The following is a 22,288-nucleotide window of genomic DNA, read 5'->3' on the forward strand; positions in this document are numbered from 1 at the left end:
CTCGGGAAGGACAATGATGACCACCGAATCGGTTGCATCGAAGACCTCCGCATCCAATGGGACGGCTCAGCCCGCCGACGTCCCGGCGACGGTCGCCAAACTCCGCAGGACCTTCGCCACCGGGCGTACCCGCGACATCGAATGGCGCAAGCGCCAGCTGCTACAGCTGGCGAAGCTGATGGAAGAAAACGAGGGCGCCATCGCTTCGGCCCTCGCCGAAGACCTGGACCGCAGCCCCTTCGAGGCCTTCATCGCCGACATCGCGACGACCGCCGGCGAGGCGAAGTACGCGGCGAAGAAGGTTCGGCGCTGGACGAAGCGCAAATACCAGTTGCTCGAGGTGCCGCAGCTGCCGGGCCGCGGCTGGATCGAATACGAGCCCTACGGGACGGTGTTGATCATCGGAGCCTGGAACTACCCCTTCTACCTGACGCTGGGTCCGGCGGTCGGCGCGATCGCCGCCGGGAACGCCGTCATCCTCAAGCCCTCGGAGATCGCCGCGGCGTCGGCACACGTGATGGCCGACTTGGTGCCGAAGTATCTCGACAACGACGCCATCGCCGTGGTCGAGGGCGACGGCGCGACGAGCCAGGAGCTCATCGCGCAAGGCCTGGATCGCGTCCTGTTCACCGGCGGCACCGAGATCGGTCGCAAGGTCTACGAGGGCGCGGCCCCGCACCTGACCCCCTGCACCCTGGAACTCGGCGGCAAGAGCCCGGTGATCGTCGCGGCGGACGCCGACGTGGAGGTGGCGGCCAAGCGGATCGCCTGGATGAAACTGCTCAACGCCGGACAGACCTGTGTCGCACCGGATTACGTGTTGGCGGACGCCACGATCCGCGACGAGCTGGTCAACAAGATCGGCGCCGCCATCACCAAGTTCACCTCCGACAAGCCCGACGGCATGCGGATCGTCAACCAGCGGCAGTTCGACCGGATCAGCAGCTACCTGTCCGGTGACGACGGCAAGGTCGTCGTCGGCGGCAAGTGCGACGCGTCGAGCCTGCGCATCCAGCCGGCCGTCGTGGTGGACCCCGATCCGGACGGCCCGCTGATGCAGAACGAGATCTTCGGGCCGGTGCTGCCGGTGGTCACCGTCCAAAACCTGGACGACGCAATCCGTTTCATCAACTCTCGGCCCAAGCCCCTCTCGGCGTACCTGTTCACCAAGACGCGCGAGACTCGCGAGCGGGTGATCAAGGAGGTGCCCGCCGGCGGAATGTTGGTCAACCACCTCGCCTTCCAGGTGTCGACGGCCAAGCTGCCGTTCGGTGGCGTCGGCGCATCGGGAATGGGTGCCTACCACGGCAAGTTCGGTTTCGAGGAATTCAGCCACCGCAAGTCGGTGCTGACCAAGCCGACCCGCCCCGACCTGTCGAGCTTCATCTACCCGCCCTACACCGACCGCGCCATGAAGATGGCCCGCCGGATGTTCTAGGAATCGTTTTCCCGCACGAAATCACTTGCTCGACACAACTTTTCATACGGAGAGGAAACTTATGCCCGGAGTGCAGGATCGCGTCATCATCGTCACCGGAGCCGGTGGAGGACTGGGCCGTGACTACGCCCTGACCCTCGCCAAGGAGGGCGCCAGCGTTGTCGTCAACGACCTCGGCGGCTCGCGCGACGGCACCGGCGCCGGCCACAACATGGCCGACGATGTGGTCAAGGAGATCAAGGACGCCGGCGGGCGGGCGGTCGCCAACTACGACAGCGTCGCCGAGTCCGAGGGCGCCGAGAACATCGTCAAGACCGCGCTCGACGAATTCGGCGCCGTGCACGGCGTGGTCAGCAACGCCGGCATCCTGCGCGACGGCACCTTCCACAAGATGTCCTTCGAGAACTGGGACGCCGTGCTCAAGGTGCACCTCTACGGCGGTTACAACGTCATCCGCGCCGCATGGCCGCACTTCCGTGAGCAGAGCTACGGACGCGTGGTCGTCGCCACCTCCACCAGCGGGCTGTTCGGCAACTTCGGCCAAACCAACTACGGCGCGGCCAAACTCGGCCTGGTCGGCTTGATCAACAGCCTGGCTCTGGAGGGTGCGAAGTACAACATCCACGCCAACGCGGTCGCCCCGATCGCGGCGACCCGGATGACCGAAGACATCCTCCCCAAGGAAGTTCTCGAGAAGCTGACCCCCGAGTACGTCGCCCCGGTGGTGGCCTACCTGTGCACCGAGGAAAACCCCAACAGCGCATCGGTTTTCGTGGTCGGTGGCGGCAAGGTGCAGCGCGTCGCGCTGTTCCAGAACCAGGGCGTCAACTACGACAAGCCACCGTCGGTGGAGGACATCGCCTCACGGTGGGGCGAGATCACCGATCTGTCCGCGGCGAAGCAGGCCGACTTCAAGCTGGGGTAAGCACCGGCCTGCGACTCAGGCCAGCAGCTCTGCGCGGAGCCGGTCCACCTCGTTTTCGGTGACGCCGGCTTCGCGTAGATACGCCTGCAGCGACCCGAACTCCCGATCGATGGCGTGGCGCGCGGCGTCCAGATACTCCGGACGTACGCCGAGGACCCCGTCGGCCAGCCTCGCCTTGGTGAACGTGACCACCTCTGGGGTCAATTCGACGTCGGACCGTTTCTGGATCATCTCGTAGATGTGGTCGCGCAGCTGGGGCACCGCGGCGTTGCTGCGCAGATAGTCGGCGACGATGGTGTCGCGATCGATGTCGAGCACCTCCAGCACCGTGGCGATCACGAAGCCGGTGCGGTCCTTGCCCGCGAAGCAGTGCGTGAGCACCGAACGCCCGGCGGCCAGCATCGAGAAGACTTGCCGCACAGCGCGTTGCGCCCCGCTGCGGGTCGGAAAGTGCCGGTACTCGTCGACCATGTGCCGGATCGCGGCCTCGTTGACCTCTTCGTCGGACTGGCTCGGGTCGCCCTCGAACAGGCGCCGAAACGCGGTCTCGTGCGGCGCGTCGTCGTCGCTGGGCTGATCGTCGCCGAGATCGGGCAGGGGGAGCCGGTGGATTTCGACGCCGTCGGGAACCAACCCCGGGCCGCGCCGCGCGACTTCCTGATTCGCGCGCAGATCCGCGACGTCGGTGATGCCCAACTCGCTCAGGGTGGCGCGGCCCCGGTCGTCGAGGCGGCTCAGCTCACCGGACCGGAACAGCCGCCCGGGCCGCAGCGCGGGTGTGCCGTCGGCGACATCGCGAAAATTCCACGCGCCCGACAGTTCCCGCAACGCCTCAGTCATTCGCGGGTCACCGCCGCGGCGAACGCGGACTGCTCGCGGCCGATCTCGCTGCGCGCGATGGTGCGCATGTGCACCTCGTCGGGCCCGTCGAAGATCCGCATGGCGCGGTGCCAGCCGTACAGGCGGGCCAGCACCGTGTCGTCGCTGACGCCCGCGGCGCCGTGCACCTGGATCGCGCGGTCGATGACGTCGCACGCCACCTGCGGCGCCACCGCCTTGATCTGCGAAACCAGTAGATGGGCGGCCTTGTTGCCGTGCTGGTCGATGGTCCACGCCGCCTTCTCGCAGAGCAGCCTGGACTGGTCGATCTCGTTGCGCGACTTGGCGATTGCCTGCTGCACCAGACCCTGGTCGGCCAGGGGGCGGCCGAAGGCGACGCGGCTGTTCGCGCGGTGCACCATCAGCGCCAGCGCACGTTCGGCAGCGCCGAGAGCGCGCATGCAGTGGTGGATGCGGCCGGGCCCCAGCCGGGCCTGGGCGATGGCGAAGCCGCCGCCCTCCTCGCCGAGCAGGTTGGTGGCCGGCACCCGGACGTTGTCGTAGATGATTTCGCAGTGCCCGTGCTGGTCCTGCCAGCCGAACACCGACGTGGAGCGCACCACCGTCACGCCGGGGGTGTCCATCGGCACCAGCACCATCGACTGCTGCTGGTGGCTCGCGGCCTCCGGGTTGGTGCGGCCCATCACGATCAGGATCTTGCAGCGCGGGTCGGCCGCGCCCGAGGTCCACCACTTGCGCCCGTTGATGACGTAGTCGGCGCCGTCGCGCACGATGGCCGTCTGGATGTTGCGGGCATCGCTGCTGGCGACCGCAGGCTCGGTCATCGAGAAGGCGCTGCGGATCTCGCCGGCCAGCAGCGGCTCCAGCCACTGCTTGCGCTGCTCCTCGGTGGCGAACAGGTGCAAGGTCTCCATGTTCCCGGTGTCCGGCGCCGCGCAATTGACCGCCTCGGGGGCAAGCTCCATGCTCCAGCCGGTCAGCTCGGCCAGCGGGGCGTATTCAAGGTTGGTCAACCCCGATTCGGCCGGCAGGAACAGGTTCCACAGGCCGCGCTCCTTGGCCTTGACTTTGAGGTCCTCGATGACGGGCGGGACCGTGTGATCGCGCGGGCCGGCTTCTTCGCGGTATTTGTCGTACTCGGCCTCGGCCGGAAAGACGTACTCGGTCATGAAGTCGGACAGTCGCTTGTGGTAGTCGCTGGCTTTGGCCGACATCGCGAAGTCCATGCCCGTCACGATAGGACACGTGTCGAGTCGCCGCGTTTCCGGTCGTCAGCCCGCCCGCGGGGCGGCACGATGGAGGCATGAGTGAAGCCCGCCCGCCGTTCCCGCCGTTCACCCGGGAGACCGCGATTCACAAGGTGCAGGCGGCCGAGGACGCGTGGAACACCCGCGATCCGCAACGCGTCAGCATGGCCTACACGGTCGATTCGCAATGGCGCAATCGCGGCGAACGCGTCGTGGGCCGCGACGAGATCGTTGCGTTTCTGACCCGCAAGTGGCAGCGCGAGCTCGACTACTCGCTACGCAAGAGCCTCTGGGACTTTCACGACAACCGCATCGCGGTGCGGTTCCAATACGAGTGCCACGACCAGTCCGGCCAGTGGTACCGCAGCTACGGCAACGAGCTGTGGGAGTTCACCGAGTCCGGACTGATGGCGCGCCGCGAAGCCAGCATCAACGACGTGCCGATCGACGAATCGCAGCGGCGCTACTTCGGGCCCCGGCCGGAATCAGAGCACGGTCACGACATCCCGCTGTGGTAGCGGCCGGGCGGAGGAGCGCGCAACCGCATTCGGCGCAACAACCGCGTCTTGTGACCTCACAACGGCGCGGGCGCTACTGCATCGCCTCCCGGCGGCGAAGCATCGACCGGAGGGTCGATCGCCGGCGGCCGGGGTATCCGGCCTCGGGTGGCCCGGAGCCGATCACACGTCCACGGTGAAACCTGGTTAAGGTAGCGAAGCGCGCGGCCGAGCCAGCGCCACGCCCATCGGCAGGACAGTACGGAAAAGTACGGAAAGTAGATGTACGCGCCATGACAAATGCGCAGACGACGGTAGGGGTGGTCGCCGAGTCCGGCGCCGACGAGCGGCGGGTGGCGCTGGTGCCGAAGGCGGTCGCGTCGTTGGTGGGCACTGGCGTCGCGGTGGTGGTCGAATCCGGTGCCGGCGAACGGGCCCTGTTGCCCGACGCCCTCTACACCGAGGCGGGGGCCAGCATCGGGGATGCCTGGGCCGCCGACGTGGTGGTCAAGGTCGCACCGCCGACCCAGGCCGAGGTCGCCAAGCTGCGCAGCGGCCAGACGCTGATCGGCTTCCTCGCGCCGCGCAACGCCGAGAACTCCATCGGGGCCCTGAAGCGGGCCGGCGTTCAGGCATTCGCACTCGAGGCCATTCCCCGGATCTCCCGGGCCCAGGCGATGGACGCGCTGTCCTCGCAGGGCAACGTGGCCGGCTACAAGGCCGTCCTGCTGGCGGCGTCGGAGTCGACCCGGTTCTTCCCGATGCTGACGACGGCGGCCGGCACCGTGAAGCCCGCCACCGTGCTGGTGCTCGGCGTGGGCGTGGCCGGGCTGCAGGCGCTGGCGACGGCCAAGCGGCTGGGCGCGCGCACCACCGGGTACGACGTGCGGCCCGAGGTGGCCGACCAGGTGCGCTCGGTGGGTGCGCAGTGGCTCGACATCGGCATCGACGCGGCGGGTGAGGGCGGCTACGCCCGTGAGCTCACCGACGAGGAGCGCGCCCAGCAGCAGAAAGCCCTGGAAAAGGCGATCAGCGGATTCGACGTCGTGATCACCACGGCGCTGGTCCCGGGGCGCCCGGCGCCGCGCCTGGTCACCGCCGCGGCGGTGGAAGCGATGAAACCCGGCAGCGTCGTGGTGGACCTGGCCGGAGAGACCGGAGGCAACTGCGAGCTCACCGAGCCAGGGCAGACGGTCGTCAAGCACGACGTCACCATCGCCTCGCCCCTGAACCTGCCGGCGACCATGCCCGAGCACGCCAGCGAGCTCTACAGCAAGAACATCACCGCCCTGCTGGACCTGCTGCTCACCGACGGCAAGCTGGCGCCGGACTTCGACGACGAAGTGGTCGCGGACTCGTGTGTGACCCGCGACCAAGGACAGAAGGATTCCTAGATGTACGACGAACTGTTGGCCAACCTGGCGATCCTGGTGCTGTCCGGGTTCGTCGGGTTCGCGGTCATTTCCAAGGTGCCCAACACGCTGCACACCCCGCTGATGTCGGGCACCAACGCGATCCACGGCATCGTGGTGCTGGGCGCGCTGGTGGTGTTCGGCTCGGTCGAGCACCCCTCGCTGGCGGTGCAGATCATCCTGTTCGTCGCCGTCGTGTTCGGCACGCTGAACGTCATCGGCGGGTTCATCGTCACCGACCGGATGCTGGGCATGTTCAAGGGCAAGAAGAAACCCCTGCCCGCAGCCAGTGAGGAGCCGGCCGCCAAATGAACTACTTGGTCATCGGCCTGTACATCATTTCGTTCGCCCTTTTCATCTACGGCCTGATGGGCCTGACCGGACCCAAGACGGCGGTGCGGGGCAACCTGATCGCCGCGGTGGGTATGGCGCTGGCGGTGGCGGCGACGCTGATCAAGATCCGCCACACCGACCAGTGGGTGCTGATCATCGCCGGCCTCGTGGTGGGCGTCGTGCTCGGCGTCCCGCCGGCCCGCTACACCAAGATGACGGCCATGCCGCAGCTGGTGGCGTTCTTCAACGGCGTCGGCGGTGGCACGGTCGCTTTGATCGCGCTCTCGGAATTCATTGAGACCAGCGGCTTTTCGGCCTTCCAGCACGGCGAGTCGCCGACCGTGCACATCGTGGTGGCGTCGTTGTTCGCCGCGATCATCGGCTCGATCTCGTTTTGGGGATCGATCATCGCGTTCGGCAAGCTGCAGGAGATCATCTCCGGATCGCCGATCGGCTTCGGCAGGGCGCAACAGCCGATCAACCTGCTGCTGCTGGCCGCCGCCGTGGCCGCCGCGGTGGTGATCGGACTGCACGCCCATCCCGGCAGCGGCGGGGCGGCGCTGTGGTGGATGATCGGGCTGCTGGCCGCCGCCGGCGTGCTCGGCCTGATGGTGGTGCTGCCCATCGGCGGCGCCGACATGCCCGTGGTCATCTCGCTGCTGAACGCGATGACCGGGCTCTCGGCCGCGGCCGCGGGACTGGCGCTGAACAACACCGCGATGATCGTGGCCGGCATGATCGTCGGCGCGTCGGGTTCGATCCTGACCAACCTGATGGCCAAGGCCATGAACCGATCCATCCCGGCGATCGTCGCGGGTGGCTTCGGCGGTGGCGGCGTCGCCCCCAGCGGCGGCGACGGCGGCGACAAGACCGTCAAGGCCACCTCGGCCGCCGACGCTGCGATCCAGATGGCCTATGCCAACCAGGTGATCGTGGTGCCCGGCTACGGGCTGGCCGTCGCGCAGGCCCAGCACGCCGTCAAGGACATGGCGGCGCTGCTGGAAGACAAGGGCGTCGAGGTGAAGTACGCGATCCACCCGGTGGCGGGCCGAATGCCCGGGCACATGAACGTGTTGCTGGCCGAGGCCGAGGTCGACTACGACGCCATGAAGGACATGGACGACATCAACGACGAATTCTCTCGCACCGACGTCGCGATCGTCATCGGCGCCAACGACGTCACCAACCCGGCGGCCCGCAACGACGCGTCCAGCCCGATCTACGGCATGCCGATTCTCAACGTGGACAAGGCCAAATCGGTGATTGTGCTCAAACGGTCGATGAACTCCGGCTTCGCCGGCATCGACAACCCGCTGTTCTACGGCGAGGGCACCAGCATGCTGTTCGGCGACGCGAAGAAATCGGTGACCGAGGTCGCCGAGGAACTCAAGGCGCTGTAACGACTCAGGCGCGTCTGCGCTGGGCGTTTAGACGGGCGGGTAGGCCGGCGGCGGGTATCCGTTTCCGTCGACCACCCCGCGCAGACCCCAGGGGACGTAGCGGAGGAAAAACTCGATCTCGTCGCTTGCGTCGTAATCCGGATTCGGATCCATCGTCCCCACCTCTCGAATCATCGCGTTCGATGGGCAGTCTAGTCGCATACGCGTGCGCGTGACACCCGGCGTTTTGCATAAACTGTCCAACCAGTTGATTGATAGATATTCTGGCCGCACCCGCCCTGGCCTGGCCATACCGACGATAGTGAGAACAGATGCCCACCGACAGCATCACCCCGAATGGGCTAACCCGGCGCGAAGAGCTGCTTGCGGTCGCCACCAAGCTGTTTGCTGCGCGCGGCTATCACGGCACCCGGATGGACGACGTGGCCGACGTGATCGGCTTGAACAAGGCGACCGTCTACCACTACTACGCCAGCAAGTCGCTGATTCTGTTCGACATCTACCGCCAGGCCGCCGAGGGCACGCTGGCCGCCGTGCACGACGACCCGTCCTGGACGGCGCGCGAGGCTCTCTACCAGTACACGGTTCGGCTGCTCACCGGCATCGCCAGCGATCCGGAACGGGCCGCGGTGTACTTCCAGGAGCAGCCGTACATCACCGAGTGGTTCACCAGCGAGCAGGTCGCCGAGGTGCGGGAGAAGGAAGCCCAGGTCTACCACCACGTGCACGGCCTGATCGACCGCGGGATCGCCAACGGCGAGTTCTATCCGTGCGACTCACACGTGCTGGCGCTGGGCTACATCGGCATGACGCTGGGCAGCTACCGCTGGCTGCGGCCCAGCGGCCGGCGCTCGGCCAAGGAGATCGCCGCCGAGTTCAGCACCGCGCTGCTGCGGGGGCTGATCCGCGACGAAGCCATCCGCACGACGTCTCCGCTCGGGCCTTAAGCGCGCAGGTGCTTGTCGAGGAACGCGAGCTGGTCGGCGACGACGCGTTCGAAGGCCTCGTCGACGTAGATCGCGAAATGCCCCTCGGGGTACAGCCTGACCTCGCCGCGGGGCGCCTTGGCGGCGTGGCGCAGCGTCGCCGCCGCGGGCGCCACTGAGTCGGCCTCGCACACGCAGAACAAGATCGGGCAGCTGATCTTGGGCGTGGCGCGGCCGGGGCGATAGGTGAAGACCTGCAACGCGATTCGCGCGGCGACCTGGTTGCGCATTTCGATCCCGTCGGGCACCAACCGCAGGTAGCCGGCATACGCGTCGGGCGTGTTCATCAGCGCGACCTCGCCGGGCCTGCCGGCCGTCGCGACCAGCACCGGCGGCCTGCCCAGCCGGCTTGCGAGCACGTCGCGCACCGCCCGCGCGGTGATGCGCGCGGTGATCAGCGGGTTGCCGATGGTGCGTGCCGACGCGAGGCCGTCGGTGAAGGGGCATTGGGCGACGGCCGCGGCGATACCCGGCTGTCGCGCCGCGGTGGCGATGACGTGACCGCCCGCAAAAGAGGTGCCCCACAACCCGATTCGATCGTGGTCGATTCCCTGGATGGTGCGGGCAAAGGCGACGGCCGCGGCCCAGTCGGCGAGCTGCATGCCGACGTCGAGGACCTGACGGGGCAAGCCCTCGCTATCGCCGAAGTTGCGATAGTCGAACACCAGGCACGCATAGCCGGCCGCGCTGAAGCGTTCGGCGTACGCGTCCAGTCGCATGCTTCGCACGGCGCCCAGACCGTGCGCCATCACCAGCAGCGGCACGGGCCCGCTGGCCGCGGGCCGGTAGAGCCAGGCGCTGATCAGGTCGTCGCCGGACGGGAACCGAATGTCTTCACGCTGTGTCATCAGCGATTGATTCTGCCTGGACGATCGCGATCAGTCAGCCAGGTATGCGCTCCCGAATTAATGGACTAGTGTCTAGAAAAGTCTGAGCGCTCAACGGACGGAGACTCACAATGGCGATCCGCGTCGCGCACGTCGGTACCGGCAATGTCGGAGGGCTGGCCCTCGCCGAACTCATCACCAACCCCCAGTTCGAATTGGCCGGGGTGTGCGTCTCCACGCCCGAGAAGGTAGGGAGGGACGCCGGCGAATTGTGCGGCGTCGGTTTGGACGCCGGCGTCGTCACGGGCGTCGCGGCCGTCGATGACCTGGACGCGATCATCGCCGCCAAGCCCGACTGCGTCGTGTACTGCGCGATGGGTGACACCCGGCTGCCCGAGGCGATGGCCGATGTCATGCGCATCCTGGCCGCCGGCATCAACGTCGTCGGGTCGTCACCCGGGCTGCTGCAGTTCCCGTGGGGTGTCATGCCGGACAAGTACATCGCCCGCGTGGAAGACGCTGCCAGGCAAGGTAATTCGAGCATCTTCGTCAGCGGCGTCGACCCCGGATTTGCCAACGACCTGATCCCGTTCGCGCTCGCCGGCACCTGTCAGCGCATCGAGCAAGTGCGCTGCATGGAGATTCACGACTACGCGTCGTACAACGGCACCGAGGTCATGGACTACATGGGGTTCGCCAAGCCTATGGACGAGATCCCGATGCTGCTGCAGCCGGGCATCCTCAGCATCGCCTGGGGTACCGCGATCCGGCAGCTGGCTGCCGGCCTCGGCATCGAGGTCGACGAGATCACCGAGTCCTACCAGCGCGAGCCCGCACCCGAGGATTTCGACATCGCGGTGGGGCACGTGGCCAAGGGCACCGTGGCCGTGCTGCAGTTCGAGATTCGCGGCATGGTCAAGGGCCACCCGGCCATCGTCATCGAGCACGTCACCCGGTTGCGCCCGGACCTGCGTCCAGACCTGCCCCAGCCCGCCTCCGGCGACGGCTCGTACCGCGTCGAGATCACCGGCGAGCCGTCATACGCCGTCGACATCGTTCCCAGCAGCCGCAAGGGCGATCACAACCATGCGGCGATCGCGGGCGCCGCGGGCCGCGTCGTCAACGCCATTCCCGCGGTGATCGCGGCGCCGCCGGGCATCCGGACCACGCTTGATCTGCCGCTGGTAACGGGCAAAAGCCTTTACGCACCAAGCACTTTGGTGACCACCTGAATCGAAAGGAGACCCGCGTGGGTCGGGTAGACGGCAAGGTAGCGCTGATCAGTGGTGCCGCTGGCGGTATGGGCGCCGAAGACGCACGGCTGCTAGTCGAGGAGGGCGCCAAGGTCGTGATCGGCGACATCCTGGACGACCAGGGCAAGGCACTGGCCGACGAGATCGGCGAATCCGCGCGCTACGTGCACCTCGATGTCACCCAGCCCGACCAGTGGGACGCCGCTGTCGCCACCGCGGTCGGCGAATTCGGCAAGCTCAACGTGCTGGTCAACAATGCCGGCACCGTGGCGCTCGGCCCGCTGAAGAGCTTCGATCTGGCCAAGTGGCAGAAGGTGATTGACGTCAACCTGACGGGGACGTTCCTGGGCATGCGGGCATCGGTTGAGCCGATGATCGCGGCCGGCGGCGGCTCGATCATCAACGTGTCGTCCATCGAGGGCCTGCGCGGGGCGCCCATGGTGCATCCCTACGTCGCGTCGAAGTGGGGCGTGCGCGGGTTGGCGAAGTCGGCGGCGTTGGAGCTGGCGCCGCACAACATTCGGGTGAACTCGGTGCACCCGGGGTTCATCCGCACCCCGATGACCGCCCACCTGCCCGAGGACATGGTGACGATCCCGCTCGGACGTCCGGGTGAGGTCCGGGAAGTCGCGACGTTCGTGCTTTTCCTGGCCAGCGACGAGTCGTCGTACTCCACGGGCAGCGAGTACGTGATGGACGGCGGCCTGGTCACCGACGTGAATCACAAGGAGTTCTAACGCAGGGCGGGCTGTTTGACGCCGAGCGTGCACTCACTGCGACAATCGGGTTTGTTTTCCGCCGTCAGTGCACGTTCGGCGTAGGGGATGGTGTAGATGCTGCGCAGCCTGGCGGGCCTGGTCGGATCGAATCACGTCGTCACCGATCCCGACGTGCTGACGGCGCGCAGCGTCGACCACACCGGCCGCTACCGCGGTAAGGCGAGCGCGCTGGTGCGGCCCGGCACGGCCGAGCAGGTGGCCGAGGTGTTGCGGGTGTGCCGCGACGCCGGCGCGCACGTGACGGTGCAGGGCGGCCGGACCTCGTTGGTGGCCGGCACCGTCCCCGAGCACGACGACGTGTTGTTGTCCACCGAGCGGCTGCACGCCGTCGGCGACGTCGACACCGTCGAACGCCGCATCGAGGCCGGCGCCGGGGCCACGCTGGCCGCGGTGCAACGGGCCGCCGCCGCAGCGGGTTTGGTGTTCGGCGTGGATCTGGCGGCCCGGGACACCGCGACGGTCGGCGGCATGGCGTCGACGAACGCCGGCGGCCTGCGCACGGTCCGCTACGGCAACATGGGCGAGCAGGTGGTCGGCGTCCAGGTGGCGCTGCCCGACGGCACGCTGCTGCGCCGCCACAGCCGGGTGCGCCGCGACAACACCGGCTACGACCTGCCGGCGCTGTTCGTGGGCGCCGAGGGCACGCTGGGCGTCATCACCGAGCTGGACCTGCGGCTACACGCCACCCCGTCGCACCGGGTGACGGCGATCGGCGGGTTCGCCGACCTCGACGCGCTGGTGGCCGCCGGGCGCACCTTCCGCGATGCGGACGGCATAGCGGCACTGGAATTGATCGACGGCCGCGCCGCCGCGCTGACCGCCGAGCACCGCGGTGTCGGCGCCCCGGTCGCCGGCGACTGGCTGCTGCTGGTCGAGCTGGCCGCCGATCACGACCAGACCGAACGGCTCGCCGGCCTGCTCGACGACGTGCCGATGTGCGCCGATCCCGCGGTCGGCGTGGATCTTGCTGCGCAGCAACGGTTGTGGCAGGTGCGCGAATCGCTGGCCGAGGTGCTCGGTGTGTACGGGCCACCGCTGAAATTCGATGTGTCGCTGCCACTGTCGGCGGTCAGCGAATTCGAAAGACACGCAATCGATTTGGTTCACACACATGCCCCCGACGCACTGCCGGTGCTGTTCGGCCACGTCGGCGAGGGCAACCTGCACCTGAACGTGTTGCGCTGCCCGGCCGATCGCGAGCGGGCGCTGTACGAGCCGATGATGGAACTCATCGCGCGATCCGGCGGCAACGTCAGCTCCGAACACGGCGTCGGCAGCCGCAAGCGGCCCTACCTCGCCATGTCCCGCGGACCCGCCGACATCGCCGCGATGCGCACGGTCAAGGCCGCGCTGGACCCGACCGGCTACCTCAACGCCGCGGTGTTGTTCGACTAACTCCCCTTGATCCCCACCGCGTGCCGCAGCTGCGCCAGAAACTGGTCGGCGTCATCGCTGCGCACGATGTAGTGCGATATCGCAATCCGGATGACCGTCGCCGCTTTGACCGCCGCGTTGGGTCCGGGCAAATGGCGTTGCAGGCCCTCGCGCATCTGCGGGATGACCCAGGAGAACTGGGCGATGGTGTGCTCGGGCTCGACGTCGACCATGCGCACCCCGGAGTACGAATGCTGGTATTCGACGATGAACCGCAGCACGGCGTCGAGCTTGTCCACGCCCTTCAACCCCGCGGTGGCCTTCACCAATCCGCTTTCGAAGATCTGGCGCTCGTAGGCCGAAAACGCCGACAGCAACTCCTCTTTGGATGCGAACCAGCGATACAGCGTGGGGCGGGAGACCCCGGCCTGGGTGGCGACGTCGGACAGGCTGAGCTTGGTCTTGCCGTTACGGCCGAGCACCTCGGCGGTGGCCGCCAGGATGCGCTGACGCGTCGAGGTGTCGTTATCGGCGATCGTCGTCGCCCGGACCGGCTGGCTCATGATTCAGACTTTTCGCAGTGTCGCCGAGGTGTCATGGTCATCCGCTCCCACGTTAGGCCCGAGGCGGGCGCCGGCGCACCAGCACCGACTGCTGGATGGCGCCGACCGCGCCCTGCTCGTCGAACAACGTGCCGATGGTCGTCCCGATGCCGTCCGGCCCGTAGCTGGTCTGCGCCCGAATGCCGATCCAGTCCCCATCCGGCACGCGAAACACGTGCACCGCCAGATCGGTGTTGAGGAACGTCCACTTGGTGATGTCCAACTTGCTGCCGATGCCGTTCGCGCAGTCGGCCACCGCGAACAGCCGTTCCAGCTGCGTCATGGATTCGCCGTTGACCAGGTCCACGGTCGGGTTAATCCACGATTCGCCCGGGCCCTCGCTGAGCGGCTCGGTCAGCCACAGCCACTCCAGGCTGTGCACGTAGTTACGGTCCCAGTCCCGGGCCTTGAGGTTGCGGTTGAAGGCCTCGGCCCGGGGCCGCGGCAGCGGCGCCGCCGCGTGCGCCAGGGACTGCGTGTCCTGGTGCTGCAGCCGCCATCCGGTGGCGCGCGCTACCGGCCGTGGGGTGCCGTCGGGCCCCGGGGCCAGCATCTCGGCGCTGAGCAATTCGATCTGCTTGCCGGGGCGTTGCACCTCAGCGCGCACCCACAAATCGCCCTCGGCCGGGACCCCGCCCAGCAGGTCGATGACGACGCGGGACAGGCGGGTGTCGTCGCGCTGATCGCACCGCTCCAGCGCCCGGACCAGCAGCGCCGACACCGGGCCGCCATGCTGAATGGCCGCCGACCAGGTACCGCGGGCCAGGTCGGTCGCCCGGAACTTCTCGCCCAGCGCGGCGTCGGCGTCGCCGACAGGGTCCATCAGCTCGTAATAGGCGTCGGTCATCGTCAACCTCTCGGTCAGGGCAGGCCGGCGCCGGGAGTGGTCACCGTGACGGCATCCAGCCGGGAAAGCCGGGTGCCGATCAGGCGCTGAGGATATGCCTCCGTACTCGACAACAGAAACAGGGTGCGGCGTTGCGGACCGCCGAGGGCGCAGGCGATGGCCACCCGGTCGCCCATGTCGATGCGGTCGGTCACGGTGCCGTCCGCCACGATCCGCTCGAACTGGTGCGCCAACGTCATGGATGTCCACACCCCGCCATCGGCGTCCAGCGCGATGCCGTCGGGCGGCCCGTCCAGTCCGTCGGCGAAGACGCGGCGCTCGGACAGTGCGCCGGCGTCGCCGATGGAAAACGCCGTCAGCCGCCGGGCCGTCGACTCGGCGACGATCAGCGTCCCGCGGTCCGGGGTGATCGCCATGCCGTTGGGGAAGTCGAGGTCGTCGGCCACGACGGTGGCGCCGTCGTCGGGATCCAGCGCAATGATGACCCCACCGCGCAGCGCCTGGCAGCCGATGTAAGCGCGGCCGGCGTCGTCGATGACCATGTCGCCCAGGGCGGCCGGCGCGACGTCGGCGAGATCGGCGATGGTGACGACGGTTTCGCCGTCATAGCGCAGCACCTGGCGGTCTTCGGTCGAGGCGATCAGCAGCGACCCGTCGGGCCGGAAGCCCAGGCCCGACGGTGAGTGCCCGGGCAGCGGCAGTGTGGTCAGCGATCCGCCCATGGTCGCGGTGTGGACGGCTTCGCCCAGCATGTCGGAGAACCACAACAGGCCCTCGAACCAGCGCGGGCCCTCGCCGAAGCAGAATCCGTTGGCCAACGGCTCGGGAATCATTCGTCCCGGCCTTCGGCAAATCGGACGGCTTTACAAAACACCGAAAAAGTGTCACGCACCGCAGGTACCGGTGTCAATCTGCCGATAGCGCGAGCTGGCGCGCCACCCCCGCCTGGCGCGTGAACGCGGTTCCCGGAGTAGTGGCGGCAATGCCCAATTGCGTTGCCGCCCCACGCATCCGGTCGTTTGACCACTCGGCTGGGCCGCCGTCTGTTAGCCAACCTTTACAAATCCTACGCAAAGTGTCACGCTGAGCGCTGAGCCGCGAGCGCGAGAGGGTGAAGTGGGTGACGAAGGCGTCTGAGGAAACCGAGCAGACCGAGTGGACCGTGCAGGGCCTGCTGGATCTGTTCGACGTGCAGGGCGACGGGCAAGACCGATTCACCGGCCAGACCGGCATCGCCGTGGGCGACGAACGCCAGGTGGTGGAGGGCACCCAGGTGCTCGCGCAGGCGATCGTCGCTGTGGCGAAGCGATTTCCGGACAAGTCGGTGCGCTCGGCTCATGCGGTCTTCTCGCGGGCGATCACCGTCGGCCCGCCCATCGAGCTGGTTCTCGACGTGGTGTCCGAAGGCCGCTCCACGGCCACCGCGGTGGTCGCCGTGCACCAGAACGGCCGGCGCTGCCTGAGCATCACCGTGCTGGCCGACGTCCCGACCGACGACGTCATCCGGCACCACCTGCCGCGCCCCGAGGTCGCCGCCCCGGCGGACGCGCACCCCTCACCGATGCCGATGGTCGGTCGCGAGCTGCGCCTGGTCGACGTGGTCGACGTCAACAGCCCCGACGAGGTCGGCCCGCCGGAGCTCTACGCCTGGTTGCACTACGACCCGATCCCGACCCGTGACGAGTTGGCCAAGGCGCTGCTCGCGTACTTCACCGGCCATCTGGGCATCTCGACCACCATGCGCGCGCACGAGGGCATCGGCACCGCCCAGGCGCACCTGACCGTGTCGACCGCACCGATGAGCATCTCGGTCGCCTTCCACGAACCGGTGGACTGGACCGGGTGGCTGCTCTACACACACGAGAGCACCCAGGTCGGCGCGGGCATGTCGTACGTGCGCGGCACCGTGCACGCGCAAGAGGGTGAGCTGCTGGCCTCGTTCGCCCAGGAGGCGCTGATCCGCCCGCTGCGCACCAGCGACACGGCGATCGACTCGCGCGCGCGGTTCTAAGGCCATGCGGTTCACCATCACCCACCCGATGCACAGCCATCCGTACAACCCGGAGCTGGTCAGTGGGGACGGTATCGGCAAGGTGGCCGCGGCGACCGAGGCGGCCGGGATCCACGGCTTCGGCTTCACCGATCACCCGGCGCCCTCGCAGCGATGGCTGGAGGCCGGCGGGCACGACGCGTTGGACCCCTTTGTCGCCCTGGGTTTCGCGGCGGCCACCACGTCCACGCTGCGGCTGATTCCCAACATCGTGGTGCTGCCGTACCGAAACCCGTTCGTGGTGGCCAAGGCCGGCGCCACCCTGGACCTGCTCTCCGGCGGGCGGTTCACGCTCGCGGTGGGCGTGGGCTACCTCAAGCGCGAGTTCGCGGCGCTGGGGGTCAGCTTCGACGAGCGCGCCGAGCTGTTCGAGGAATCCCTACAGGTGATCCGGGCCATCTGGACCGGCGACGATATCTCGTTCGAGGGCAAGCATTTCAGCGCGCGGGGCATCACCGCGCACCCCCGCCCGATCAGCGATCCGCACCCGCCGCTCTGGATCGGCGGCAACACGTCCTCTTCGCGGCAACGGGTGGCCCAGTACGGCGACGGCTGGTGCCCGTTCCCCGCGCCGCCGCAGCTGGCCCAGACGGCCGGCACCGCCGTCATCGACTCACCGCAGAAGCTCGCCGACGGCATCGACGATCTGCGGCGCAGATGCGATGCGGCCCAGCGGGATTGGTCTGCCATCGACATCACCTTCACCAACTTCGAGGGCGGCAGCCCCGCGAGTGACGACTTCAACGCCGACGCCTACCTCGAGGGCCTGGACAAGCTGGCGAAGCTGGGCGTGACGTGGGTCAGCATTCACCTGCCCGGCGACAGCATGACGCACGCGCTCGAGACCCTCGACCGGTTCCGCAGCCTGGTCGTCGACGCGGCGTGATCAGAGGCGTCACATGGACTTCTCCCGTGTAGTGCTCTCGCCCGAGGATCAGGACTTCTTCGACCGGACTCGGGCGTTCATCGCCGAACACGTCACCGACGAAGTGCGGCGGCGCGATCGAGAGACCGGCGAAAACTTCAGTGAGCCAGTGCATTTGGCTTTGGGCAAAGAGGGCTACCTGACGTCGGACTATCAGCTGGAGTCCGAGGGGGGATTCGATCCGGTGCGGCGGCGGATCTTCCACCTAGAGATCGGTCGCGCGCACACGCCGTGGTTTCACTGGGGCACCACGGCGACAGTCGCGCGGTTGGTCGAACAATTCGGGGCGCCCGAACTCGCCGACGCGATCCTGCCGGGGGTGTTGTCCGGCGAAATCCGACTGTGCCTGGGCTACACCGAGCCCGAGGGTGGCTCCGACGTCGCCACCTGCAAGACCCGAGCCGTGCGCGAGGCGGACGAATCGAGCTGGATCATCAACGGCTCCAAGATGTTCACCTCGAACGCGCAGAACGCCCAGTACGTCTTCCTGCTCACCAACACCGATCCGCAGGGCCGCAAACACAAGAACCTCACCATGTTCCTGGTGCCGCTGGATTCGCCGGGCATCGAGATCCAGGGCATTCGCACGCTCGACGGCGACCGCACCAACATCGTGTATTACAGCGACGTACGGGTCGCCGATCTCTATCGGATCGGCGAGGTCAACGGCGGCTGGACGGTGATGCGGTTCGCCCTCGACGCGGAACACGGCATCACCGAAACCGAAGACCATGGCCTGCAGAACATTTCGATGTTGTCAGAGCATGGCCACCTGATGGCCGAGGCGGCCGATGGAGTGGCAGCCGTCCTGTCGAAGCCCGATGCGGCCGGGCGGCGCCCGATCGATGACGATGCGACGAAATACCGGCTCGGGCGCAACATGGCCCGGATCGAGGCGGCCATGTCGACCCCCGGGATGTACGGGCGGGTAGCGCTCATCCAGACGATGCGGGAGGCCTCCCAGGAGTTGATGGACCTGCTGGGTACGGCATCGACATTGCCTACGGATACAACGGGTTCCGCGGATAATGGTGCCATCGAGTTCATCTTCCGGCACGGCGTGCCCGCCGGCATCTACGGCGGCACGATGGAGGTGTTCCGCAACATGATCGCCCAGCACGAGCTGGGTCTCGGTCGCCCTAGCTACGGTCGCTGACCGGCAGCTCGGCCATCACCTCGGCGCGCGTGTCGTCAAAACTGAGGAATCCCTTGATGGGCAGGCTTTCCGGCGGCGGGCCGGGATAGCTCCAGGCGACGTCCTCGACAACCCGGTCGCGGGAGACGAACGACCAGTACGTCGCAACCCCTTTGTAATTGCAATAACTCGACGTCTCGGAGCGCCGCAGCAGATCGGTGCGCACGTGTGCCGGATCGACGTAGAGCCGCGGGGCGAGCGCGGTCTCGAAGAGGATGACGGTGTCGTCGGTGTCCACCAGCGTCGTCCCGTCGGCGCGGACGCGCAGGCGGCGTTGCGTCGGACGGCAGTCGACGCGGTGATAGGGATTGGGCGGATAGTGCACGAGTTTGCGCCCCTCTTCCAGCCAGGTGTCGACCGCGTCCCAGGGCACCTGGACGAAACCGGGCGCCGCGGGTTCCGGCTCGCCGGGTAGGTCGCCTACCTCGTCGGCCGCGAAGGCGTAGCTCAGCGGCCGGCCGCGCCGGTGCACCATCAGCGCCCGCTCGGTGTCGATCACCACGCGGCCGTCCCTGACTGCCTGCACGCGCCGGGGATGCGGTTCGACGTAGACGACGTCGTCGGGTATCGCGGGCGAGAAGCGTCCCGCGGGATCGCCGCTGAGCGGACCACGCCCGGCCACCAGACTCATGTGCGCAAGCCTAAGGCCGCTGAACGTCACGCTAGCGTGGCACTCGGTATGCGGCGTTGCGCTGGCGTGTCCCCCCAGAAGTGGGTGGTACCCCCAGCTCGGATAGCAGAGAGCGGGAACTTACCCATGGCGGGACCGGTAGCAGGCGTCAAAGTCGTCGAACTCGGGGTCTGGGTGGCCGGCCCGGCCGCCGGCGGCATCCTCGCGGACTGGGGCGCCGACGTGATCAAGATCGAGCCGCCGGCCGGTGATCCGGCGCGCATGTTCGGCCGGATGCTGGGCTGCGATTTGGGCTTGAACCCGCCGTTCGAGATGGACAACCGGTCCAAGCGCAGCGTCGTGCTGGATCTCGGGACCGACGACGGCCGCGCCACCGCATTCGAATTGCTTGCTGAGGCAGACGTTTTCCTGACCAATGTGCGGCCCGGCGCGCTACGGCGCCTCGGCCTGGACTTCGAGGCGGTGTCGGCGACCAATCCGCGTCTGGTCTACGGGCTCATCACCGGGTACGGCGAGGACGGGCCCGACGCCGACCGCGCCGCCTTCGACGTCGCCGCCTTCTGGTCCCGGGCCGGGGTGGCCCACCTGCTCACCCGCCCCGGCGACACGCCCCCGTTTCAGCGTGGCGGCATGGGCGACCACTCCGCCGGGATGACGATGGCCGCGGCCGTATGCGCGGCCCTGCTCGCGCGCGAACGGACCGGGACGGGTCAGCTGGTGACCACCTCGCTCTACCGGCAGGGTGCCTACACCGTCAGCTTCGACCTCAACACCTATCTGATGAGCGGACAGCCGATCGCGATCGGGCAGCGCGAAACCATGGGCAATCCGTGCATGAACAACTATGCCGCGGCCGACGGCCGGCGGTTCTGGATCGTCGGTCTGGAGGCCGAGCGGCATTGGCCGGCGCTGTGCCGGGCGGTGGGCCGGCCCGAGTGGCGCGGCGATCCCCGATTCGCCGATGCCCGTTCCCGCGCCGTCAACTCGACCGAGCTGATCGCCGCTTTGGATGACATCTTCGCGACGCGCCCCCTCGACGAATGGGCGGAGGTGTTCGCCGGCGAACCGGACTTCTTCTGGTCACCGATCAACTCCCTCGAGGACGTCGTCGCCGACGAGCAGTTCCACGCCGCGGGCGGCATCGTCGACGTCCCCGACGGCGAAGCCGCCGTGCCGATGGTTGCCACACCGGCGGATTTTCACGGGACTCCGTGGGCACCGCGTTCTGCGGCACCGGAACTCGGGCAACACACCGCGGAAGTGCTGGCCGACCTCAAGGCCCGCCGCGGGTCCTGACGGGCCGGCGGTAGCTTTACAAATTCCGCAAGAAGTGTCACCCTGTCCGGTGAGTCGCATCGGCCCGCGCGTGACGCGGCTCCAGCCCAAGACAAGCGCTTGTGACCCGCCAGCGAACTGGTGGTGAGGAATGGATCGATGGTCGCTCCCACGTTCGACATCAGCAAGAGCGGCGCTGCGGAAGCAGCCCGCGCAACCGGCGAGGGTCTGCGTTACCGGCTCGACGTGGTCGCGGCCAGCGCCGCGGATGTCGTGCAGTCGGCCGGCGGTTGGCTCTACGACCGGGCCATGGCCGGTTGGGAGGTGACCGTGCTGCTCCCGCGGGGCTGCGATACCCGGTCGCTGCGCATCCTGGGGGTGCGGGCGGCGGACCTCGAGCCCGAGCTTGCCGGCGTGTGCGCGGGCTCGACGAGCCTGGCCGTTAGCGCTCAGGCGTTCACCGCCGACGCCCGGGTGCGTGAGGCCGTGCTCGAGTCACTGGACAACCCGCTGATCGAGGTCGCCCTCTGGGGTGAGGGATGGCCCCTGGGGGTGAACCGTGCGACGACGCGTGCGCAGCATCTACTCAGCGGCGCGGCCCGCATGTTCAAGAGCTATGCGCTTGCGGCGGCGGGCATTCCGGGCGCGACGGTCGATGCCACCGAGATGTTGCTGTGCGACGTGGGCTTGGGGGCCGCCTCAGAGCTGATCCGGCTCGACTAGCCCGATGAAGAAATACTTCGGACACACCCTGCTCTACTTGCACGAGACGATTTCGCTGGGCTCCGGGCGCAGCGACCTGTTCACCGAGATCTTCGCCGACACCTATCAACCGATGATGGAGCAACTCGGCGCTCGGCTGTTCGCGATTTGGGAGTCCACGCCGTACAACGGTCACTGGCCCCAGGTGACGGTCATCTGGGAGATCGACGGCTTCGCCGACTACGCCAGGATCGGGGCCGCGCAGGCCCGCGGCGGCAGCCACGAGGCCGCATCCGGCAAATGGGCGGCGTTCCTGGCTGACGTCGGCGCTTCGGGGGAGGGCCGCATCATGTACCCCGGGCCCAGCAACAAGACGCTCGCCCAGCTGCGCGAAGCCAATTTCACCGCGCCGCTGGTGATCCAAGAGATCATGCAGACCAAACCGGGACGCCAGGACGACTACATCCGCGAACTGGAGCGGCTCTACGTTCCGTGGTCGGAACGGACCGGCAAGCGCTGGCTCGGATCGTTCACCACGACCTTCCGCTACAACGAAGTGATCCACTACTGGGCGCTGGACGGCGGCTGGGACTGCTTCGCCGAGCACTATCCGTCCTGGAAGGAGAGCCCACCGGCCGAGATCGTCACGTGGATGAGCGTGGCGCCCGCGTTGCGTGACGGCTGGGAGGATTCCATTCTGCAGGCCCTCCCGCCATCGCCGCTGCAGTGACGGAGCGGCTGAACGCCTTG

24 protein-coding genes are annotated in these 22,288 nt (G+C 67.9%); 16 read left to right on the plus strand and 8 right to left on the minus strand.

Features of this window, described 5'->3' with window-relative positions; all coding sequences use genetic code 11:
- The first annotated feature begins 13 nt into the window (after positions 1-13).
- Positions 14-1,438, plus strand: a complete 1,425-nt coding sequence (locus AC5Y30_RS08370) for an aldehyde dehydrogenase family protein (RefSeq protein WP_499917592.1) — start codon at positions 14-16, stop codon at positions 1,436-1,438.
- A 61-nt stretch (positions 1,439-1,499) separates the two neighbouring features.
- Positions 1,500-2,363, plus strand: a complete 864-nt coding sequence (locus tag AC5Y30_RS08375) for an SDR family oxidoreductase (protein WP_499917593.1) — start codon at positions 1,500-1,502, stop codon at positions 2,361-2,363.
- A 15-nt stretch (positions 2,364-2,378) separates the two neighbouring features.
- Here the strand turns inward: AC5Y30_RS08375 and AC5Y30_RS08380 are convergent, their stop codons facing one another.
- Positions 2,379-3,203 (minus strand): tyrosine-protein phosphatase, encoded by an 825-nt coding sequence (locus tag AC5Y30_RS08380; protein WP_499917594.1) that lies wholly within the window; start codon positions 3,201-3,203, stop codon positions 2,379-2,381.
- Entirely contained in the window at positions 3,200-4,417 is a 1,218-nt protein-coding gene (locus tag AC5Y30_RS08385) for an acyl-CoA dehydrogenase family protein (RefSeq protein WP_499917692.1), read from the minus strand. The genes AC5Y30_RS08380 and AC5Y30_RS08385 overlap by 4 nt, the downstream gene beginning before the upstream one ends.
- Positions 4,418-4,506: 89 nt before the next feature.
- Between AC5Y30_RS08385 and AC5Y30_RS08390 the strand changes: the two genes are divergently transcribed.
- The 4 genes from AC5Y30_RS08390 to AC5Y30_RS08405 all read left to right on the plus strand — a co-directional run bounded on the left by AC5Y30_RS08390 (position 4,507) and on the right by AC5Y30_RS08405 (position 8,092).
- Positions 4,507-4,968: a nuclear transport factor 2 family protein gene (locus AC5Y30_RS08390; RefSeq protein ID WP_499917595.1), complete on the plus strand. Its 462-nt coding sequence runs from the start codon at positions 4,507-4,509 to the stop codon at positions 4,966-4,968.
- Positions 4,969-5,240: 272 nt separating this feature from the next.
- Complete coding sequence (locus tag AC5Y30_RS08395) at positions 5,241-6,341, plus strand: Re/Si-specific NAD(P)(+) transhydrogenase subunit alpha (RefSeq protein WP_499917596.1); 1,101 nt, start codon at positions 5,241-5,243, stop codon at positions 6,339-6,341.
- Positions 6,342-6,671 carry an NAD(P) transhydrogenase subunit alpha part 2 gene (locus tag AC5Y30_RS08400; RefSeq protein ID WP_007769289.1) on the plus strand — a complete coding sequence of 110 codons (330 nt, stop codon included), beginning with the start codon at positions 6,342-6,344 and terminating at the stop codon, positions 6,669-6,671.
- On the plus strand, positions 6,668-8,092 hold the full coding sequence (locus tag AC5Y30_RS08405; protein ID WP_499917597.1) for an NAD(P)(+) transhydrogenase (Re/Si-specific) subunit beta: 1,425 nt from the start codon (positions 6,668-6,670) through the stop codon (positions 8,090-8,092). Before AC5Y30_RS08400 ends, AC5Y30_RS08405 begins: the two co-directional genes overlap by 4 nt.
- A gap of 27 nt (positions 8,093-8,119) precedes the next feature.
- On the opposite strand, the gene AC5Y30_RS08410 is transcribed toward AC5Y30_RS08405, so the two are convergent.
- On the minus strand, positions 8,120-8,245 hold the full coding sequence (locus AC5Y30_RS08410) for a hypothetical protein (protein ID WP_499917598.1): 126 nt from the start codon (positions 8,243-8,245) through the stop codon (positions 8,120-8,122).
- A gap of 158 nt (positions 8,246-8,403) precedes the next feature.
- On the opposite strand from AC5Y30_RS08410, the gene AC5Y30_RS08415 reads away from it, so the two are divergent.
- Positions 8,404-9,039, plus strand: a complete 636-nt coding sequence (locus AC5Y30_RS08415; protein ID WP_064950964.1) for a TetR/AcrR family transcriptional regulator — start codon at positions 8,404-8,406, stop codon at positions 9,037-9,039.
- Here AC5Y30_RS08415 and AC5Y30_RS08420 read toward each other — a convergent pair.
- Positions 9,036-9,926, minus strand: a complete 891-nt coding sequence (locus tag AC5Y30_RS08420; protein ID WP_499917599.1) for an alpha/beta hydrolase — start codon at positions 9,924-9,926, stop codon at positions 9,036-9,038. The two genes, AC5Y30_RS08415 and AC5Y30_RS08420, sit on opposite strands and share 4 nt — an antisense overlap.
- Positions 9,927-10,036: 110 nt before the next feature.
- Between AC5Y30_RS08420 and AC5Y30_RS08425 the strand changes: the two genes are divergently transcribed.
- From AC5Y30_RS08425 to AC5Y30_RS08435, 3 genes are all read left to right on the plus strand, one after another.
- Positions 10,037-11,137 (plus strand): NAD(P)H-dependent amine dehydrogenase family protein, encoded by a 1,101-nt coding sequence (locus AC5Y30_RS08425; protein ID WP_499917600.1) that lies wholly within the window; start codon positions 10,037-10,039, stop codon positions 11,135-11,137.
- Positions 11,138-11,154: 17 nt separating this feature from the next.
- Positions 11,155-11,895, plus strand: coding sequence for a glucose 1-dehydrogenase (locus tag AC5Y30_RS08430; RefSeq protein WP_499917601.1), 741 nt, complete (start codon positions 11,155-11,157; stop codon positions 11,893-11,895).
- Positions 11,896-11,991: 96 nt separating this feature from the next.
- Positions 11,992-13,332, plus strand: a complete 1,341-nt coding sequence (locus AC5Y30_RS08435) for an FAD-binding oxidoreductase (RefSeq protein ID WP_499917602.1) — start codon at positions 11,992-11,994, stop codon at positions 13,330-13,332.
- Here AC5Y30_RS08435 and AC5Y30_RS08440 read toward each other — a convergent pair.
- From AC5Y30_RS08440 to AC5Y30_RS08450, 3 genes are read right to left on the minus strand one after another with little or no spacing between them, the layout of a single operon-like run.
- Positions 13,329-13,874 carry a TetR/AcrR family transcriptional regulator gene (locus AC5Y30_RS08440; RefSeq protein ID WP_499917603.1) on the minus strand — a complete coding sequence of 182 codons (546 nt, stop codon included), beginning with the start codon at positions 13,872-13,874 and terminating at the stop codon, positions 13,329-13,331. The genes AC5Y30_RS08435 and AC5Y30_RS08440 overlap by 4 nt on opposite strands.
- A 52-nt stretch (positions 13,875-13,926) precedes the next feature.
- Positions 13,927-14,760, minus strand: a complete 834-nt coding sequence (locus AC5Y30_RS08445) for a thioesterase family protein (protein ID WP_499917604.1) — start codon at positions 14,758-14,760, stop codon at positions 13,927-13,929.
- Positions 14,761-14,774: 14 nt separating this feature from the next.
- Positions 14,775-15,593, minus strand: a complete 819-nt coding sequence (locus tag AC5Y30_RS08450; protein ID WP_499917605.1) for an SMP-30/gluconolactonase/LRE family protein — start codon at positions 15,591-15,593, stop codon at positions 14,775-14,777.
- Positions 15,594-15,880: 287 nt separating this feature from the next.
- Here AC5Y30_RS08450 and AC5Y30_RS08455 point away from each other — a divergent pair, with 287 nt between their 5' ends.
- Genes AC5Y30_RS08455 through AC5Y30_RS08465 form a run of 3 tightly spaced genes read left to right on the plus strand, consistent with a single transcriptional unit; the run spans position 15,881 to position 18,891 of the window.
- Positions 15,881-16,771 carry an acyl-CoA thioesterase gene (locus tag AC5Y30_RS08455; RefSeq protein ID WP_499917606.1) on the plus strand — a complete coding sequence of 297 codons (891 nt, stop codon included), beginning with the start codon at positions 15,881-15,883 and terminating at the stop codon, positions 16,769-16,771.
- 4 nt (positions 16,772-16,775) lie between these two features.
- A complete protein-coding gene (locus AC5Y30_RS08460; protein WP_499917607.1) occupies positions 16,776-17,696 on the plus strand; it encodes an LLM class F420-dependent oxidoreductase in 921 nt (306 codons plus the stop codon).
- A gap of 13 nt (positions 17,697-17,709) precedes the next feature.
- A complete protein-coding gene (locus tag AC5Y30_RS08465; RefSeq protein WP_499917608.1) occupies positions 17,710-18,891 on the plus strand; it encodes an acyl-CoA dehydrogenase family protein in 1,182 nt (393 codons plus the stop codon).
- Here the strand turns inward: AC5Y30_RS08465 and AC5Y30_RS08470 are convergent.
- Positions 18,875-19,561, minus strand: a complete 687-nt coding sequence (locus tag AC5Y30_RS08470; protein WP_499917609.1) for a DUF427 domain-containing protein — start codon at positions 19,559-19,561, stop codon at positions 18,875-18,877. The genes AC5Y30_RS08465 and AC5Y30_RS08470 overlap by 17 nt on opposite strands.
- A 126-nt stretch (positions 19,562-19,687) precedes the next feature.
- Here AC5Y30_RS08470 and AC5Y30_RS08475 point away from each other — a divergent pair, with 126 nt between their 5' ends.
- The 3 genes from AC5Y30_RS08475 (at position 19,688) to AC5Y30_RS08485 (ending at position 22,268) form a co-directional block, all read left to right on the plus strand.
- Positions 19,688-20,857 carry a CaiB/BaiF CoA transferase family protein gene (locus tag AC5Y30_RS08475; protein ID WP_499917610.1) on the plus strand — a complete coding sequence of 390 codons (1,170 nt, stop codon included), beginning with the start codon at positions 19,688-19,690 and terminating at the stop codon, positions 20,855-20,857.
- Positions 20,858-20,995: 138 nt separating this feature from the next.
- On the plus strand, positions 20,996-21,559 hold the full coding sequence (locus AC5Y30_RS08480; protein ID WP_499917611.1) for a hypothetical protein: 564 nt from the start codon (positions 20,996-20,998) through the stop codon (positions 21,557-21,559).
- A gap of 4 nt (positions 21,560-21,563) precedes the next feature.
- Positions 21,564-22,268 carry an NIPSNAP family protein gene (locus AC5Y30_RS08485; protein ID WP_499917612.1) on the plus strand — a complete coding sequence of 235 codons (705 nt, stop codon included), beginning with the start codon at positions 21,564-21,566 and terminating at the stop codon, positions 22,266-22,268.
- Positions 22,269-22,288 lie beyond the last annotated feature (20 nt).

The sequence above is a fragment of the Mycobacterium sp. NGS27 genome, assembly GCF_059813005.1.

Coding starts and splice junctions, on each gene's coding strand:
- AC5Y30_RS08385 (WP_499917692.1), bottom strand. CDS start 4,417: ATGTCGGCCAAAGCCAGCGACTACCACAAGCGACTGTCCGACTTCATG.
- AC5Y30_RS08400 (WP_007769289.1), top strand. CDS start 6,342: ATGTACGACGAACTGTTGGCCAACCTGGCGATCCTGGTGCTGTCCGGG.
- AC5Y30_RS08415 (WP_064950964.1), top strand. CDS start 8,404: ATGCCCACCGACAGCATCACCCCGAATGGGCTAACCCGGCGCGAAGAG.
- AC5Y30_RS08470 (WP_499917609.1), bottom strand. CDS start 19,561: ATGAGTCTGGTGGCCGGGCGTGGTCCGCTCAGCGGCGATCCCGCGGGA.
- AC5Y30_RS08440 (WP_499917603.1), bottom strand. CDS start 13,874: ATGAGCCAGCCGGTCCGGGCGACGACGATCGCCGATAACGACACCTCG.
- AC5Y30_RS08450 (WP_499917605.1), bottom strand. CDS start 15,593: ATGATTCCCGAGCCGTTGGCCAACGGATTCTGCTTCGGCGAGGGCCCG.
- AC5Y30_RS08370 (WP_499917592.1), top strand. CDS start 14: ATGATGACCACCGAATCGGTTGCATCGAAGACCTCCGCATCCAATGGG.
- AC5Y30_RS08420 (WP_499917599.1), bottom strand. CDS start 9,926: ATGACACAGCGTGAAGACATTCGGTTCCCGTCCGGCGACGACCTGATC.
- AC5Y30_RS08475 (WP_499917610.1), top strand. CDS start 19,688: ATGGCGGGACCGGTAGCAGGCGTCAAAGTCGTCGAACTCGGGGTCTGG.
- AC5Y30_RS08465 (WP_499917608.1), top strand. CDS start 17,710: ATGGACTTCTCCCGTGTAGTGCTCTCGCCCGAGGATCAGGACTTCTTC.
- AC5Y30_RS08395 (WP_499917596.1), top strand. CDS start 5,241: ATGACAAATGCGCAGACGACGGTAGGGGTGGTCGCCGAGTCCGGCGCC.
- AC5Y30_RS08460 (WP_499917607.1), top strand. CDS start 16,776: ATGCGGTTCACCATCACCCACCCGATGCACAGCCATCCGTACAACCCG.
- AC5Y30_RS08435 (WP_499917602.1), top strand. CDS start 11,992: ATGCTGCGCAGCCTGGCGGGCCTGGTCGGATCGAATCACGTCGTCACC.
- AC5Y30_RS08480 (WP_499917611.1), top strand. CDS start 20,996: ATGGTCGCTCCCACGTTCGACATCAGCAAGAGCGGCGCTGCGGAAGCA.
- AC5Y30_RS08405 (WP_499917597.1), top strand. CDS start 6,668: ATGAACTACTTGGTCATCGGCCTGTACATCATTTCGTTCGCCCTTTTC.
- AC5Y30_RS08485 (WP_499917612.1), top strand. CDS start 21,564: ATGAAGAAATACTTCGGACACACCCTGCTCTACTTGCACGAGACGATT.
- AC5Y30_RS08375 (WP_499917593.1), top strand. CDS start 1,500: ATGCCCGGAGTGCAGGATCGCGTCATCATCGTCACCGGAGCCGGTGGA.
- AC5Y30_RS08410 (WP_499917598.1), bottom strand. CDS start 8,245: ATGGATCCGAATCCGGATTACGACGCAAGCGACGAGATCGAGTTTTTC.
- AC5Y30_RS08445 (WP_499917604.1), bottom strand. CDS start 14,760: ATGACCGACGCCTATTACGAGCTGATGGACCCTGTCGGCGACGCCGAC.
- AC5Y30_RS08425 (WP_499917600.1), top strand. CDS start 10,037: ATGGCGATCCGCGTCGCGCACGTCGGTACCGGCAATGTCGGAGGGCTG.
- AC5Y30_RS08380 (WP_499917594.1), bottom strand. CDS start 3,203: ATGACTGAGGCGTTGCGGGAACTGTCGGGCGCGTGGAATTTTCGCGAT.
- AC5Y30_RS08390 (WP_499917595.1), top strand. CDS start 4,507: ATGAGTGAAGCCCGCCCGCCGTTCCCGCCGTTCACCCGGGAGACCGCG.